Origin of the sequence: Citrobacter sp. RHB21-C05 (genome assembly GCF_013889015.1) — a bacterium.
Lineage (GTDB): Bacteria > Pseudomonadota > Gammaproteobacteria > Enterobacterales > Enterobacteriaceae > Citrobacter_A > Citrobacter_A sedlakii.
Map to the genome: position 1 here is coordinate 3,900,432 of NZ_CP057611.1, position 14,764 is coordinate 3,915,195.

Sequence of the window (14,764 nt, forward strand, 5' to 3'; positions counted from 1 at the left end):
GCACTGCGTCTTTTCAGGCCCGACCGCGTTTCAGGCGTTAAAAAACCTCTTACTCTTCGCTGTCGCCCTGGCTTGCGCGACGCGGCGAATCAATCTCAACGTGATCGATACGCTGGAGACCGCGCATCAGCGTACCGCGACGACCGCGCTCGCCGGTCACCTTCTGCAACTCTTCCGGACGCAGCTTGATTTTGCGCTTCCCGACATGAATGGTCAGGGTGCTTTGCGGCGGTAGTACGTAGAGGTGCGCAAGGCCGTCGTCCCCTTTCGCCGCTTCCGCCGACGGGATATTGATGATCTTATTGCCTTTACCTTTGGACAACTGCGGCAGATCGCTCACCGGGAACATCAGCATCCGTCCGGCCTGGGTGATCGCCAACAGCATATCGCTTTCGTCGCTGATCACCACTGGCGGCATAACGTGAGCGTTTTCCGGCAGCGTAATCAACGCTTTACCGGCACGGTTGCGCGCCACCAGATCGTTAAAGGTGCAGACAAAACCATAGCCCGCGTTCGATGCCATTAGCAGCTTCTGATCGTCGCCTTCCATCAGCATGTGCTCTACGGTCGCGCCCGGCGGCAGCGTCAGCTTACCGGTCAACGGCTCGCCCTGGCCGCGCGCCGACGGCAGCGTAATCGGGTCAATGGCGTAGCTTCGCCCGGTTGTGTCGATAAACACCACCGGCTGGTTGCTCTTGCCCTTCACGTCCGATTTGTAGCTGTCGCCCGCTTTATAGTTCAATCCCTGGGCGTCGATGTCATGACCTTTGGCGCTACGCACCCAGCCCATCTGCGACAGTACGATGGTTACCGGCTCGGACGGCAGCATATCGTGCTCGCTCATCGCCTTCGCTTCTTCGCGCTCGTGCAGCGGCGAACGACGATCGTCGCCGTAAGCGTCTGAATCCGCCTGCAGCTCTTTTTTCAGCAGCGTATTCATCTTCCGCTCAGAAGCGAGGATCCCTTGTAACTGATCGCGCTCTTTCTCCAGTTCGTCCTGCTCGCCGCGGATCTTCATCTCTTCCAGTTTGGCGAGATGACGCAGTTTCAGCTCAAGGATCGCTTCGGCCTGGGTTTCGCTGATGCCAAAGCGCGACATCAGCGCTGGCTTCGGCTCATCTTCCGTACGGATGATCTCGATCACTTCGTCGATGTTGAGAAACGCCACCAGCAAACCTTCGAGGATATGCAGGCGCTTCAGGACTTTCTCCAGACGATAGTTCAGGCGGCGACGCACGGTATCACGGCGGAACGCCAGCCACTCGGTAAGGATCTCCAGCAGGTTTTTCACCGCCGGGCGACCGTCCAGACCGATCATGTTCAGGTTAATGCGGTAGCTTTTTTCCAGATCGGTGGTGGCGAACAGGTGGTTCATCACCTGCTCCATATCCACGCGATTAGAGCGCGGCACGACCACCAGTCGGGTTGGGTTTTCGTGATCCGACTCGTCGCGCAGGTCGTCGACCATCGGCAGCTTTTTATTGCGCATCTGGGCGGCGATTTGCTCCAGCACCTTGGCGCCGGAAACCTGATGCGGCAGCGCGGTAATCACCACCGCGCCGTCTTCTTTGGTCCACACCGCGCGCATACGTACCGAACCGCGGCCATTTTCGTAAATTTTACGAATTTCAGCCCGGGATGTGATGATTTCCGCTTCGGTCGGGAAGTCCGGCCCCTGAACGATATCCAGCAGTTGATCCAGCGTGGTCTTTGGCTGCTCGATCAGGGTAATCGCCGCTTTCGCTACTTCGCGCAGGTTGTGCGGCGGGATATCCGTCGCCATGCCGACGGCGATGCCGGTGGTGCCGTTCAGCAGGATGTTCGGCAGACGCGCAGGCAGCATTTTGGGCTCCTGCATCGTGCCGTCAAAGTTTGGCACCCAGTCGGCGGTCCCCTGTCCCAGTTCGCTCAGTAAGACTTCGGCATACTTCGACAGACGCGATTCGGTATAACGCATCGCCGCAAAGGATTTCGGATCGTCCGGCGCGCCCCAGTTCCCCTGACCGTCAACCAGCGGATAACGGTAAGAAAACGGCTGCGCCATTAGCACCATGGCTTCATAACAGGCGCTGTCGCCATGCGGATGGTATTTACCCAGCACGTCGCCGACGGTACGGGCGGATTTTTTAAATTTGGCGCTGGCATTCAGCCCCAGCTCGGACATCGCGTACACGATGCGACGCTGTACGGGTTTCAGACCATCACCAATAAACGGCAACGCACGGTCCATGATGACGTACATGGAGTAATTCAGATAAGCGTTTTCCGTAAATTCATGCAGCGCAAGGCGCTCTGCCATATCGCTCATTAATCGTGATTCCTCAACTGTAAGCCCGCCAGATACCCGGTATCTTTTCAGGCAATATTGCCGCAGATACTACCTTATCTGGCGCGTTGAGTCACAAAGAAAAGGGCCGCGAAAGCGGCCCTGATGGGGATTATTTGCTGACTTTCCTGATTTGCTTCACGTCAATTTCAACGGAATTCCAGTCTTTATCCACTTCGCCCTGAATTTCAACGGTATCCTGCGGGGTGACGGTCAGGCCGTTCCAGCGTTTATCGTCAATATCAACGTTGATGGTGCCGGTAGCGTCCTTGAACAGATACAGGTCATCGGAAACACGCTCAACGATGTTCCCGCGCAGGGTAACCCAGGTATCGTCACGCAGCGATTTTGCGCTTTCTACGGTTGCGCTACTGCCGTTCGGTCCGACGAAACCACCGCCCTGCGTCTGCGTTTGTGTGGCCGAGGGACCGGAAAAACCGCCCTGCTGAGCTGCCAGAACCGGTGCGGAGCTGAGTGCCAGAACGGCAAAGATAGCTGCTAATTTTTTCACGATCGTTTCTCCCTTTCATGTCATTTCATGTCCATTACATAAGTTAATCCTTAACAAGTTCTTAAGCCAAAAAAAAGACATTTTTTTACTGTACATCGCGGGCGACCTCGGGGTTTACTTGCCGTGATGAAGGCGGATCCAGGGAAGAAAAGATGCGGATTTTACTGGTTGAAGACGACGCGCTGATTGGCGACGGCATCAAAGCGGGGTTGAGTAAAATGGGGTTTAGCGTCGACTGGTTTACCGAAGGGCGCCAGGGAAAAGAGGCGCTTTACAGCGCGCCTTACGACGCGGTCATCCTCGACCTGTCGCTGCCAGGCATGGACGGGCGCGATATTCTGCGCGACTGGCGCGAACAGGGTAAACGCGAACCGGTACTGATTCTGACCGCGCGCGATGCGCTGGCGGAGCGGGTTGAAGGTTTACGCCTCGGCGCGGACGATTATCTCTGCAAGCCCTTTGCGCTGATTGAGGTCGCCGCCAGGCTGGAAGCGCTTATGCGCCGCGCCAGCGGGCAGGCCAGCAGCGAACTCCACCACGGTCAGGTGACGCTGGATCCCGGCGGTCTGACCGCCACGCTGGCGGGTGAAAACTTAGCGCTCAAGCCAAAAGAGTTCGCGCTGCTGGAATTGCTGATGCGCAATAAAGGCCGGGTGCTGCCGCGAAAACGTATCGAAGAAAAACTGTATAACTGGGACGAAGAGGTCACCAGCAACGCCGTTGAGGTTCACGTTCATCATCTGCGCCGTAAGTTGGGTAGCGATTTCATTCGCACCGTGCACGGCATCGGTTACACGCTCGGTGAGGCATAACGGTGACAAAACGGCTCAGCCTGCGGGTCAGGCTCACACTCATCTTTTTGATACTGGCGGCGGTGACCTGGGGAGCATCGAGTTTCGTCGCCTGGAAACAGACCACCGACAATGTGGACGAGCTGTTTGACACGCAGTTGATGCTGTTCGCCAAACGGCTGATTACGCTGGACATTGATGAACTTAAAGCCTCCGAGCGAATGGCCCATACGCCAAAGACGTTTAAACACGGGCATATCGACGATGACGTTCTGGTGTTCGCCGTTTACACCCTCGACGGCAAAATGATGCTGCACGATGGCGACAACGGCCAGTACATTCCCTACAGCTACCGCCGGGAAGGGTTTGACAATGGACGATTGATCGGCGACGACGATCTCTGGCGTTTTGTCTGGCTGACGTCCGCCGACGGTAATTACCGCATTGTGGTGGGTCAGGAATGGGAATACCGCGAAGACATGGCGCTGGCGATCGTCAGCGCGCAGCTCATCCCCTGGCTTATCGCCCTGCCGCTGATGCTCCTGCTGTTGATTATGCTACTGCATCGCGAACTGAAACCGCTGAAAAAGATGGCCCGGACGTTAGGTTTACGCGACCCGGAATCCAACGAGCCGCTCAGTTCACAGGGCGTACCAAGCGAAGTGCGTCCGCTGATCGACTCGCTGAACCAGCTTTTTACCCGCACGCACGACATGATGATGCGCGAGCGGCGCTTCACCTCGGACGCGGCCCATGAGCTGCGCAGTCCGCTGGCGGCGTTGCAGGTGCAAACCGAAGTGGCGCAACTGTCTGACGATGACCCGCAGGCGCGGAAAAAGGCGCTACTCCAGTTGCATACTGGCATCGACCGCGCAACCCGCCTGGTCGATCAGCTCCTGACGCTTTCCCGGCTCGACTCGCTGGATAATCTGCAGGACGTCACCACGCTTGCGCTTGATGACGTTCTGCAGTCTGCGGTGATGGACATTTACCATCCGGCGCAACAGGCGAATATCGATGTGCGCCTGCACCTCGTCGCGCACGATGTAAAGCGCACAGGTCAGCCGCTGCTGCTCAGCCTGCTGGTGCGCAATCTGCTGGATAACGCCATTCGCTACAGTCCGCAGGGCAGTATTGTCCAGGTCACGCTGCGGCATAATGGTTTTTCCGTCAAAGACAACGGCCCTGGCGTTACGCCAGAGGCGCTGGACCACATTGGCAAGCGCTTTTACCGCCCACCGGGGCAGCGCGTTACCGGCAGCGGCCTGGGCTTATCGATTGTCCGCCGCATCGCCACGCTGCACGGCATGACGGTGGCGTTTGGCAATGCGCCCGACGGTGGATTCGAAGCCACGGTGAACTGGCGATAGCGGATTGTTGCGTCAGAAGCAAAAGACTTTGCACATTTTGCTCATTTCACCGCGCCGTTTTGCGGCGTAAAATGGCCCTCAAACGCATTTTCCAGAGGGTAAAAAATGAGCAACATTCTGATCGTCAACGGCGCGAAAAAATTCGCCCACTCTAATGGTCAACTTAACGACACCCTGACCGAAGTCGCGGACGGCACGCTGCGCGACCTCGGGCATGATGTTCGCATCGTTCGCGCTGACGGCGAGTACGATGTAAAAGAAGAAGTGCAGAACTTCGTCTGGGCTGACGTGGTGATCTGGCAGATGCCGGGCTGGTGGATGGGCGCGCCGTGGACGGTAAAAAAATATATCGATGATGTGTTCACCGAAGGCCACGGTACGCTGTACGCCAGCGATGGGCGTACCCGCTCCGACGCATCGAAGAAATACGGTTCCGGCGGTCTGATTCAGGGCACCAAATACATGCTCTCTCTGACCTGGAACGCCCCGATGGAAGCCTTTACCGAGAAAGATCAGTTCTTCCACGGCGTGGGCGTTGACGGCGTGTATCTGCCGTTCCACAAAGCGAATCAGTTCCTGGGCATGACGCCGCTGCCGACCTATATCGCTAATGACGTCATTAAAATGCCGGACGTTCCGCGTCACATTGCAGAATATCGCGAGCATCTGAACGCAATTTTTGGTTAACTAGTCGTCTGGAATTAGAAGGAGTTAACCATGCTTACAGTTATTGCTGAAATTCGCACCCGTCCGGGTCAACATCACCGCCAGGCAGTACTGGATCAGTTTGCGAAAATCGTTCCTACCGTCCTGAAGGAAGAAGGCTGCCACGGCTATGCGCCGATGGTGGATCACGCCGCAGGCGTGAGTTTTCAGACCACTGCGCCTGACTCAATCGTGATGATTGAGCAGTGGGAAAGCATCGCGCATCTTGAAGCGCACCTGCAAACCCCGCATATGAAAGCCTATAGCGAAGCGGTAAAAGGCGACGTGCTGGAGATGAATATCCGTATTCTCGAATCCGGCATTTAAGCGTATCCTGCGTCACGCCGGGTCGACACACCATCGCGACCCGGCGATTTTTTTACGGCAGCGCCCTTTTCAGTCTGCGCACCGCTTCTTCCAGTTCATTCTTCGTTGGCGTGGCAAAAGAGAGTCGCAGCGTGCGCTTGTCCGGGTTATCGCTATAGAAAAACTCCCCCGGAACATACACGACCTTTTCCTCCAGCGTACGGGAAAGCCAGGCCGTGGTGTCGACGTCGTAACGGAAGGTCCCCCACAGGAACATCCCCCCCTGCGGCATATGGAAAGTAATATGCTCGCCCAGTTCACTGCGCATCATATCGGCGAGGAAATAGCACTTCTCACGATAAGCCTGACGGATCACCGTAATCTGCTCTGCTAAGCGTCCCAGCGACAGATAGCTGGCCGCCAACGCCTGTGAGTGCGCGCTGGTATGCAGATCGGTCGCCTGCTTCACGATAGTCGCCTTCTGCCCCATCCATTCCGGCAACACCACCCAGCCCACGCGCAGCCCCGGCGCCAGAATTTTGGAGAAGGTCGACGTATAAATGACCTGCTCCGGGCAACCGGCTTGCGCCGCATGCTGGAAGAGGGTTGTGTAGGACTGGCCGGTAAAGTTGATTTCACCGTAAGGATCGTCTTCGATAATCACAAAGTTGTGCTGTTTCGCCAGTTGCACCAGCTTCTGGCGACGGTCATCGCTCAGCACCACTCCGCCCGGATTGCCAAAGGTAGGAACGACATACAGGGCTTTGATGGTATGGCGCTGCAACAACTGCTCCAGCTCGTCAACGATCATGCCGTCTTTGTCTGTACCGACAGAGAGGATATTCGCCTGCGACAGCTGCAATACCTGTAGAGCGGCAAGGTAGGTCGGGCGCTCAACCACCACTTTATCGCCCGGATTAATCAACGTTCTGACCAGAATATCCAGCGACTGTTGAGACCCGTTGGTGATCAGAATTCGCTCCGGCGCGGCATGAATCCCGCGCCCCAGGCAAAGCTGGCTGATGGCCTCACGCAGCGGAGGATATCCCTCGCTCAGACCGTACTGAAACGCGTCCAGAAACTGCGTCGCCATCATTTTTTGGGTGGCGAGTTCAAGACCGGTTTTGTCGAACAGTTCAGGACTGGGAATTCCGCCGCCGAGGGAAATGACGCCGGGCATTTTGCTATGTTTTAATAATTCGCGGATCGCCGACGGTTTTAACGCGTCGACGTTTCGGGCGAGATGTGTGTTGTTCATTCTGTTTCCTTATCACGTAGTTCGGCGTCCATCCCCGGTATCAGCTATCCACCTGTCGATACCCGCCAGATTACGTTCCTGCACACCCGCGTTCTCGCCTTCGTTTGAGCGTAATAGACCTCTCTGTCTGGATCAATAAGATATTCTCCGCGTCAGGGATTGCCTGACGCGGAAAGGGCTTACCAGTACAGCTTCCAGCACTGGGTGAAACGCATCAGCGCTTCCACATAGAAATAATCCCCCCAGCTCGCGCATTCATCGACGCCCTTATGACTGGAGAGATGATATACCGAATGCTTCAGCAGGCCGTTGCCCTTCTCGTCCTTCGCCATCACATAATGCGCCGTCAGCGAGGACATGATACCCATCGCCCACTGCTGATAGCGTTCACGATCCGGATCGGTAACCGGCAGATGCTTGATCAGCTCCAGCAGGCCGCAAACCGCAATGGCCGCCGACGAGGCGTCGCGCAGCGCGTCGGTTCCCACCAGCGCCAGATCCCAGTGGCAAACGGCATCTTCCGGCAGACGGTTGAGGAAATAGTTCGCCAGCTTTTTCGACAGCGAGACCATCTCTTTATCGCCGGTGTAGATGTAGCTCAACAAGAAGCCGTAAATGCCCCATGCCTGCCCGCGCGACCAGCATGAATCGTCGGCGTAGCCCTGCTGTGTGTTGCCATAGCGCGGCGCGCCGGTTTTGACATCCATGTAGTAGGTGTGAAACGTCGAGGCATCTTCACGAATCAGATATTTCGCCGCCTGCGCCACGTGCGCTTTTGCCGCCTCGGCAAAACGCATGTCGCCCGTCTGCTCGCTCGCCCAGTAGAGCAACGGCAGATTCATGTTGCAGTCAATGATCATGCGTCCGGCCTGCTCCGGATCGTTAAGATCGCCCCATGCCTGGATGATCCGCGCCTTTTCGTGGAAGCGCTCAAGGAGCGCCTCTGCCGCCATCAGTGAAAAGCCGCGGGCGTCGCGGTTGCCCGTCAGTCGCCAGGCCGCCACGCAGGACAACGTATACAGAAAGCCGAGGTCATGGGTGTTGGTGTCATGACGTCCGGCAATCCGCAAACCGAATGAGCGCACGTGCTTTTCCGCCATCTCGCGGAACTTCGCGTCGCCGCTCATCTCCCAGGCCAGCCAGAGTTGCCCGGTCCAGAAACTGGTGGTCCACTCAACGTTGTCCGTTAACGGGTAAAAACCTTTGACGCAGGTCTCGGCGGGGAATTTATCACCGAATTCCGTTAAATGACGGCTAATCAGCTCAAGGACATGCTGCCGCGCACTGCTCATTTGATCCTGAAATGCCCCCACATTGACCGGGCAGCCAGGAAATTCGCGCAACGTTTCCTCAACGATATGATTTAACATTTTTCGGTTCCTTTTGACGTAATTTATCTTGAAGCGTTATTTTCAGCGATATCCAGCGCGGCAGTATTCCGGCGCTTACTTTGACATGCCGATAAGGTAAAGGCGGAAATCAACGTAAAGGTCAGAGCAATAACGCCCATAATGATATAGGTTTTCTCAAAACCAATACGGTCATACATTAATCCAGCGGGCGAGGAGACGACCACGTTGCCGACGTACAGCATCGCCTGATAGCCCAACAAATACATGGTCGCATTAACGCGTTTATCAAAATGTTCCGCGATATATTTAAATACCGATACCAGCAGCAAACAAATTTCCAGACCGTACAGCGGCTTAAGAATGGAAATAAGCAGATGGGAATCGCAGATTCCGGAAATAACCAGTCGCGCCCCGACCACTACCCCGACAATCAATAACCCGCGTTTCGCGCCAATGGCATTCACGAACAGAGGAATGACCATATACATCACAAATTCCATGCCCGACTGTACGGTGCCGAGATAGCCAAACACGGCATTTCCTTCATTAACATCCGAGAAGAAGGTGACGAAATAGCGTGAAAACTGCTGTTCGGCGATAAACATCATCCACGCCACGCCCGCGACATACAGGCAGAAAGCCCAGAATTTACGGTTACGCAACAGCGCGTAAACGTCCGCCGGAACGATCTTATCTTTCGTCAGGACGTCCGCCGCGTTAGCCGCGTTGACGTTGACCTTCAGGCTCAACAGGACGATCAGCATCACCACCGACGCCACGCTGCCAAGAATAAAGTTATAAGCCGGCGAGAGGTTAAACAGCAGACCGGAAAACGAGGACGCGACAGCCCAGCCGAGGGAGCCCCACATACGGATCTGACCGAACTCCATTCCGTTAAGACGGCTGTAGCGATCCGAATAGGATTCGCAGGCCGCCACGCCAGCGTACCAGGCAAAGCTCAGGTAGATTGCGCCGATAATAATCCCCAGCATCGTATTGGACATCAACAGCGGCTGGTAGACGTAAATAAAGAACGGCGCCATTAACGCAGACATGATCACCACAAAATAGAGCAGATATTTGCTCATGCCGATCTTATCAAGAATATAGCCGTAAATGGGTTTAAGAATGACTGAAAATATGCCATTCACGGCAAACACGGTGCCAATTACCGTTCCACTGAGCTGTGCTTTTTGTCCTAACCAAATAGCCAAAAGACCAATACTGGCTGACCAGGTAAAGAAGTAGAGGAATATAAAGCTACTGATTTTGTAATATTCCACTCTGTTATTAAGTGAGAGTTTATTCATATCATCCTCGCCGACGCACTGGGCGCCAGTTTTTATAAAATGAACGACAGTTGACGTGAGCTTCCAGGTTCGCGAATAACGACCTGGTCTGTGTTTATTTCCAGTTGCGGAACAGCCGCATCGCTTTTCTGCTGAGCCGACACTGCGCAGCACAGCCAGGTTTCGCCCGGGGTAATTGTTGTTAACAGCAGGGGGATGGACGCGCACTCTGCGAACATAATGCTGCTGTTCGGCGGCGTGACGACGCTGTCCGGTTGACGACGGATCGCTGGCGACAGATCGACAATCGCGCTGCTGCCGTTGCTGGCGTTGATTTCGCAGCCGCGTTCGCTTACCCGATGATCCGCTTTCATCACCGCAAATCCGCCTTCCGCCGTCTGTAAGGTACGGGCGCTGTGGATACGGTGCAGGCGAATATGCCATTCACCAAACGGCGCCAGCCAGGTGTCGATAATGACGTCATGCCACGGCGACCAGCGCGAAAAGATGACGTTTTCACGTACGCTGACCGCGTCGCAACCCCGTCGACCGCGATAATAGTTGTCGCCGTCCGCCAGCAGCAGCATGGAGTCGCACGCCGCGTGTTTCAGGCCATAGCGTCCGCGTTCGACGGTGAAACCAAAGCGGCTGGAGTAAGCAAATTTGGTGTATTTGGCTTCGGTGTTGACGTAGTTGTTCAACTCAAGTTGGCCGGAGGTCAACAGGGTGACATGTTGCGAACGCTCGCTGTGCTGCAAAATTTGCCCGGCGTGCGGGACGGTCCGCGTTTCGCTAAGCGCAGGAAGCGGCAGTTCCTCCGCTTGCCAGAAAGGATGCGTTGACGGCAGGGCGAGGATTAAAAATATCTTCAGCGCCCAGTAAGGGGAACCGGGCGAGTTGTAGTCCTCGCACATGACCAGATTCGGGTAGGCAAAACCCAGCGTCAGGATACCCTCACGATCGAAAATCGACTGCTGTTGCCACCAGCGCAGATGGCGCAGAATGATCCCTTTCACCACCCCCGGAGAGAACACGTCGAGCCCGGAAAACGCCACTGCGCTCCAGAACGCCACCATTGCAAAGCGGTAGGTCAGGCTGCGCCCGAACGGCACCGACGCGCCGTCCGCCGCTGACATGTAGATAAAATCCTGCGCAAACAGCCGCGACCGTTCGCGCAGCGTCGCGGCACGTTCAACGTCATCCGGACTGAGGGTGGCGTACAGCAGGCCGTAAAAATGGAAGGCCATTGAGATGTAATAATCTTTCGGCCGCCCGGGACCGTCGGAATACCAGCCGTCGCCGAGGTAATAGGCTTCCATCATGGCAAAACGGCGATCAATCGCAGCCTGATCGAACGGTAAACCGGCGCGCTTGAACCCGAGCTGCACGATGATGGCAAAGTAGTTCCAGTTACTGTCGGGCATTTGCGCGTCAGTGATTTGATTCAGCCAGCGATGAAGATTTTCCCGTTCGTCAACGCTGAACGCATCAGTCAACCGCGTCTGCAATAGCGCAAGACCCAAACCGTAAGCGGCCATTTCAACCAGGCGCTGATCGTAAGGGCCGGTATCGCCCCAGTACTGAGAGCTATGCGGATCGGTGCCCAGCTTAATCGCCTGAATATACTTCTCTGCGAACGGCACTTCCGCGCCGCCCGCCAGCAACGGAAACAGCCCCCACAGCGCGCGGGAAAGCCCCTCCATGCAAGCGATATCCACGCTGTAATGCGCGCAGGTATTGCCCAGCGAAAACTGCGCCTTCCCCGCCGGAAACTGCTTGTCCAGCGCACGTAAGATGTCATTAACGGCGCGCGTTACGTCTTCGCGTGATGACAAAGGATTTGATGTTTCTTCAGCAGCCGTCCACATAGCCTGTCCTCCAGATTAAGTGGACAAATCATAGTGAATCGCTGATAAGCGGAAATGTTATCTCAGTCACACCGTTATCACCGAAGTAAAACAGTGATTGAGAAAATTTAAAAATAGGGTTTATAAACAAATCTAGGACGATCAAAATTTAAATCTGTTGCACTATGAACGCACCGCTTAATGAAGAACGCCTGGAGTTGATCACCCTGAACGATGCCATTGCCTCGTTCAGCCGCCTGTTTGCCAATACAGTGCGGTATCACCACTGGCATCAGTGTCTTGAGGTGTTGTACGTAGAGGAAGGATTTGGCGTGGTGATTGTCGATCACAAGCAATACACCATGCGTCCGGGGAGGGTGTTCTTTTTCCCGCCCTTTACGCTGCATAAAATTATGGTCGATGAACGGGCCCAGGATGGCTACCGGCGCACCATTATCCATCTCGATCACCATGCGGTGCTGAAGGCGTTACGCGACTTTCCGCATAACCATCAGCGTCTGCAAAACCTGAGTCTGCGCGGCGGCGAAGCCTGGGTGACCGACGCGGCGGATATTCATCCGCACGTCGATTTTCTTTTCAGTCGCTACGAAAAAATGGCCGCCCGCAAGCCGCTCAATACGGAACAGGTCTCTTGCCTGTTGCTCAGTTTATTAAGCCTGTTACCCGAGGATAACGTCAATTTGACAGCGACAGACAGCGGAATCGCCAGCCAGGTGATGTTTTGGCTTGATGAAAATTACCGGCACAAATTCCGGCTCGATGCGCTGGCGGCAGAGGTGGGGAAATCGAAAAGCTACGTCTCGCGCCGCTTTCATTATGAGACGGGCGAAAGCATTCTCGACTATCTCAATACATTACGGTTACGAAAAGCGTGCGAGGCGCTGCTACACAGCAACGCCAGCGTGCGCGATATCGCCCGACAGGTGGGCTTTTCGGACGTGACCTACTTCATCAGCGCGTTTGGCAAGGGAATTGGCGAGACGCCGTTGCAGTACCGGAAAAAACACGCCACCTGATGTTACCGCCGTCATCCGGTACTCTTAGCTTTACCGGATGGCGGCGGCGTAACGGGCTTTGCGCAAAAGCGAACAACTATGCCTCAATATCCGCGAGATCGCCCTTTTCCTGCAACCAGTTGCGACGGTCTTCAGAACGTTTCTTCGCCAGCAGCATATCCATCACCGCGTTGGTACGCTGGTCATCTTCATCGCTGATGGTGAGCTGCACCAGACGGCGGGTGTTCGGGTCCAGCGTTGTCTCACGCAACTGCATCGGGTTCATTTCACCCAGACCTTTAAAGCGCTGAACGTTTGGCTTGCCTTTCTTACGCTTGAGCTGTTCCAGCACGCCCGCTTTTTCTTCTTCCGTTAAGGCGTAATAGACCTCTTTGCCGAGATCGATACGGTATAACGGCGGCAGCGCAACGTAGACGTGACCCTGCTTCACCAGCGTCCGGAAGTGCTTCACAAACAGCGCGCAGAGCAACGTGGCAATGTGCAGACCGTCGGAGTCGGCGTCCGCAAGGATGCAGATCTTGCCGTAGCGCAACTGGCTGAGATCGTCACTGTCCGGATCGATGCCGATCGCCACCGAAATGTCGTGGACTTCCTGAGAGGCCAGCACCTCATCCGAGGAGACTTCCCAGGTGTTGAGGATCTTACCTTTAAGCGGCATGATCGCCTGATATTCACGATCGCGCGCCTGCTTGGCCGAACCGCCCGCTGAGTCCCCTTCGACGAGGAACAGCTCGGTACGATTCAGATCCTGAGCGGTACAGTCCGCCAGTTTCCCCGGCAGCGCCGGACCGCTGGTCAGCTTTTTACGCACCACTTTTTTCGCCGCGCGTAGACGACGCTGAGCGCTGGAGATCGCCATTTCCGCCAGCAGTTCCGCGGCCTGGACGTTCTGGTTCAGCCACAGGGTAAACGCATCTTTCACCACGCCGGAAACGAACGCCGCGCACTGACGGGACGACAGGCGCTCTTTGGTTTGACCGGCAAACTGCGGATCCTGCATCTTCACGGAAAGCACGTAGGCGCAGCGATCCCAGATGTCTTCTGCCGACAGCTTCACGCCGCGCGGCAGAATATTGCGGTATTCGCAGAATTCGCGCATCGCGTCGAGCAGCCCCTGACGCAGACCGTTAACGTGCGTCCCGCCCTGCAGGGTCGGGATCAGGTTGACGTAGCTTTCGGTCAGCAGTTCGCCGCCTTCCGGTAGCCAGAGCAGCGCCCAGTCGACCGCTTCCGTATCGCCTTCGAAATTACCGATAAACGGTTTTTCCGGTAGCGTCGGCAAGCCGTTAACCGCCTCGCCGAGATAGTCGTTCAGACCATCCTGATAGCACCAGCGTTGCTCGCTGTTGTTGACCTCGTCCTTAAAGGTGATTTCCACGCCGGGGCACAACACCGCTTTCGCCTTCAGCACATGCGTTAAGCGCGAAACGGAGAAACGTGGGCTATCAAAAAAGGTTTCGTCCGGCCAGAAGTGAACGCTGGTGCCGGTGTTGCGTTTACCGCACGTCCCGACAACCTGCAAATCCTGCACTTTCTCACCGTTTTCAAACGCAATGTTATACACCTGACCATCGCGGCGCACGTTCACTTCCACGCGCTTCGACAGGGCGTTCACCACCGAGATCCCTACTCCGTGCAGCCCCCCGGAGAACTGATAGTTCTTGTTGGAGAACTTACCGCCCGCATGCAGTCGGCAAAGGATCAGTTCAACCGCCGGGACGCCTTCCTCAGGATGAATGTCGACGGGCATGCCGCGCCCGTCATCAATGACTTCCAGCGATTGATCGGCATGTAAAATGACGTCCACGCGTTTCGCGTGTCCTGCCAGTGCTTCATCCACACTGTTATCAATCACTTCCTGCCCAAGATGGTTGGGACGGGTGGTATCAGTGTACATCCCCGGGCGGCGGCGCACCGGCTCAAGCCCAGTGAGTACCTCAATGGCATCAGCGTTATAAGTTTGCGTCATGGT

At 55.8% G+C, this 14,764-nt stretch carries 12 protein-coding genes; 5 read left to right on the top strand and 7 right to left on the bottom strand.

Features of this window, described 5'->3' with window-relative positions:
- Positions 1-49: 49 nt before the first annotated feature.
- On the bottom strand, positions 50-2,308 hold the full coding sequence (parC, locus tag HVX72_RS18575; RefSeq protein ID WP_042289242.1) for a DNA topoisomerase IV subunit A: 2,259 nt from the start codon (positions 2,306-2,308) through the stop codon (positions 50-52).
- 130 nt (positions 2,309-2,438) lie between these two features.
- Positions 2,439-2,837, bottom strand: coding sequence for a YgiW/YdeI family stress tolerance OB fold protein (locus HVX72_RS18580; RefSeq protein WP_042289243.1), 399 nt, complete (start codon positions 2,835-2,837; stop codon positions 2,439-2,441).
- A 152-nt stretch (positions 2,838-2,989) separates the two neighbouring features.
- Between HVX72_RS18580 and qseB the strand changes: the two genes are divergently transcribed.
- From qseB to HVX72_RS18600, 4 genes are all read left to right on the top strand, one after another.
- Complete coding sequence (gene qseB / locus HVX72_RS18585) at positions 2,990-3,649, top strand: quorum sensing response regulator transcription factor QseB (protein WP_042289246.1); 660 nt, start codon at positions 2,990-2,992, stop codon at positions 3,647-3,649.
- Positions 3,646-4,998: a quorum sensing histidine kinase QseC gene (gene qseC / locus HVX72_RS18590; protein WP_181823293.1), complete on the top strand. Its 1,353-nt coding sequence runs from the start codon at positions 3,646-3,648 to the stop codon at positions 4,996-4,998. Before qseB ends, qseC begins: the two co-directional genes overlap by 4 nt.
- A gap of 105 nt (positions 4,999-5,103) precedes the next feature.
- Positions 5,104-5,685: an NAD(P)H-dependent oxidoreductase gene (locus HVX72_RS18595; RefSeq protein WP_042289251.1), complete on the top strand. Its 582-nt coding sequence runs from the start codon at positions 5,104-5,106 to the stop codon at positions 5,683-5,685.
- Positions 5,686-5,715: 30 nt separating this feature from the next.
- Positions 5,716-6,030, top strand: coding sequence for a putative quinol monooxygenase (locus tag HVX72_RS18600; protein ID WP_042289259.1), 315 nt, complete (start codon positions 5,716-5,718; stop codon positions 6,028-6,030).
- A gap of 52 nt (positions 6,031-6,082) precedes the next feature.
- Here HVX72_RS18600 and HVX72_RS18605 read toward each other — a convergent pair whose 3' ends face one another.
- The 4 genes from HVX72_RS18605 to HVX72_RS18620 all read right to left on the bottom strand — a co-directional run bounded on the left by HVX72_RS18605 (position 6,083) and on the right by HVX72_RS18620 (position 11,776).
- Complete coding sequence (locus HVX72_RS18605; RefSeq protein WP_042289264.1) at positions 6,083-7,267, bottom strand: PLP-dependent aminotransferase family protein; 1,185 nt, start codon at positions 7,265-7,267, stop codon at positions 6,083-6,085.
- 179 nt (positions 7,268-7,446) lie between these two features.
- On the bottom strand, positions 7,447-8,637 hold the full coding sequence (locus HVX72_RS18610; RefSeq protein WP_181822074.1) for a glycoside hydrolase family 88 protein: 1,191 nt from the start codon (positions 8,635-8,637) through the stop codon (positions 7,447-7,449).
- A 23-nt stretch (positions 8,638-8,660) separates the two neighbouring features.
- A complete protein-coding gene (locus HVX72_RS18615) occupies positions 8,661-9,929 on the bottom strand; it encodes an oligosaccharide MFS transporter (protein WP_060570843.1) in 1,269 nt (422 codons plus the stop codon).
- A 32-nt stretch (positions 9,930-9,961) separates the two neighbouring features.
- Positions 9,962-11,776 (bottom strand): DUF2264 domain-containing protein, encoded by a 1,815-nt coding sequence (locus tag HVX72_RS18620; protein WP_181822075.1) that lies wholly within the window; start codon positions 11,774-11,776, stop codon positions 9,962-9,964.
- Between the two features lie 164 nt (positions 11,777-11,940).
- Between HVX72_RS18620 and HVX72_RS18625 the strand changes: the two genes are divergently transcribed.
- Entirely contained in the window at positions 11,941-12,792 is an 852-nt protein-coding gene (locus tag HVX72_RS18625; RefSeq protein ID WP_181822076.1) for an AraC family transcriptional regulator, read from the top strand.
- Positions 12,793-12,868: 76 nt separating this feature from the next.
- Here HVX72_RS18625 and parE read toward each other — a convergent pair whose 3' ends face one another.
- The gene (gene parE / locus HVX72_RS18630) at positions 12,869-14,761 is read right to left on the bottom strand and encodes a DNA topoisomerase IV subunit B (protein WP_181822077.1); all 1,893 of its coding nucleotides are present in this window, start codon (positions 14,759-14,761) and stop codon (positions 12,869-12,871) included.
- Positions 14,762-14,764 lie beyond the last annotated feature (3 nt).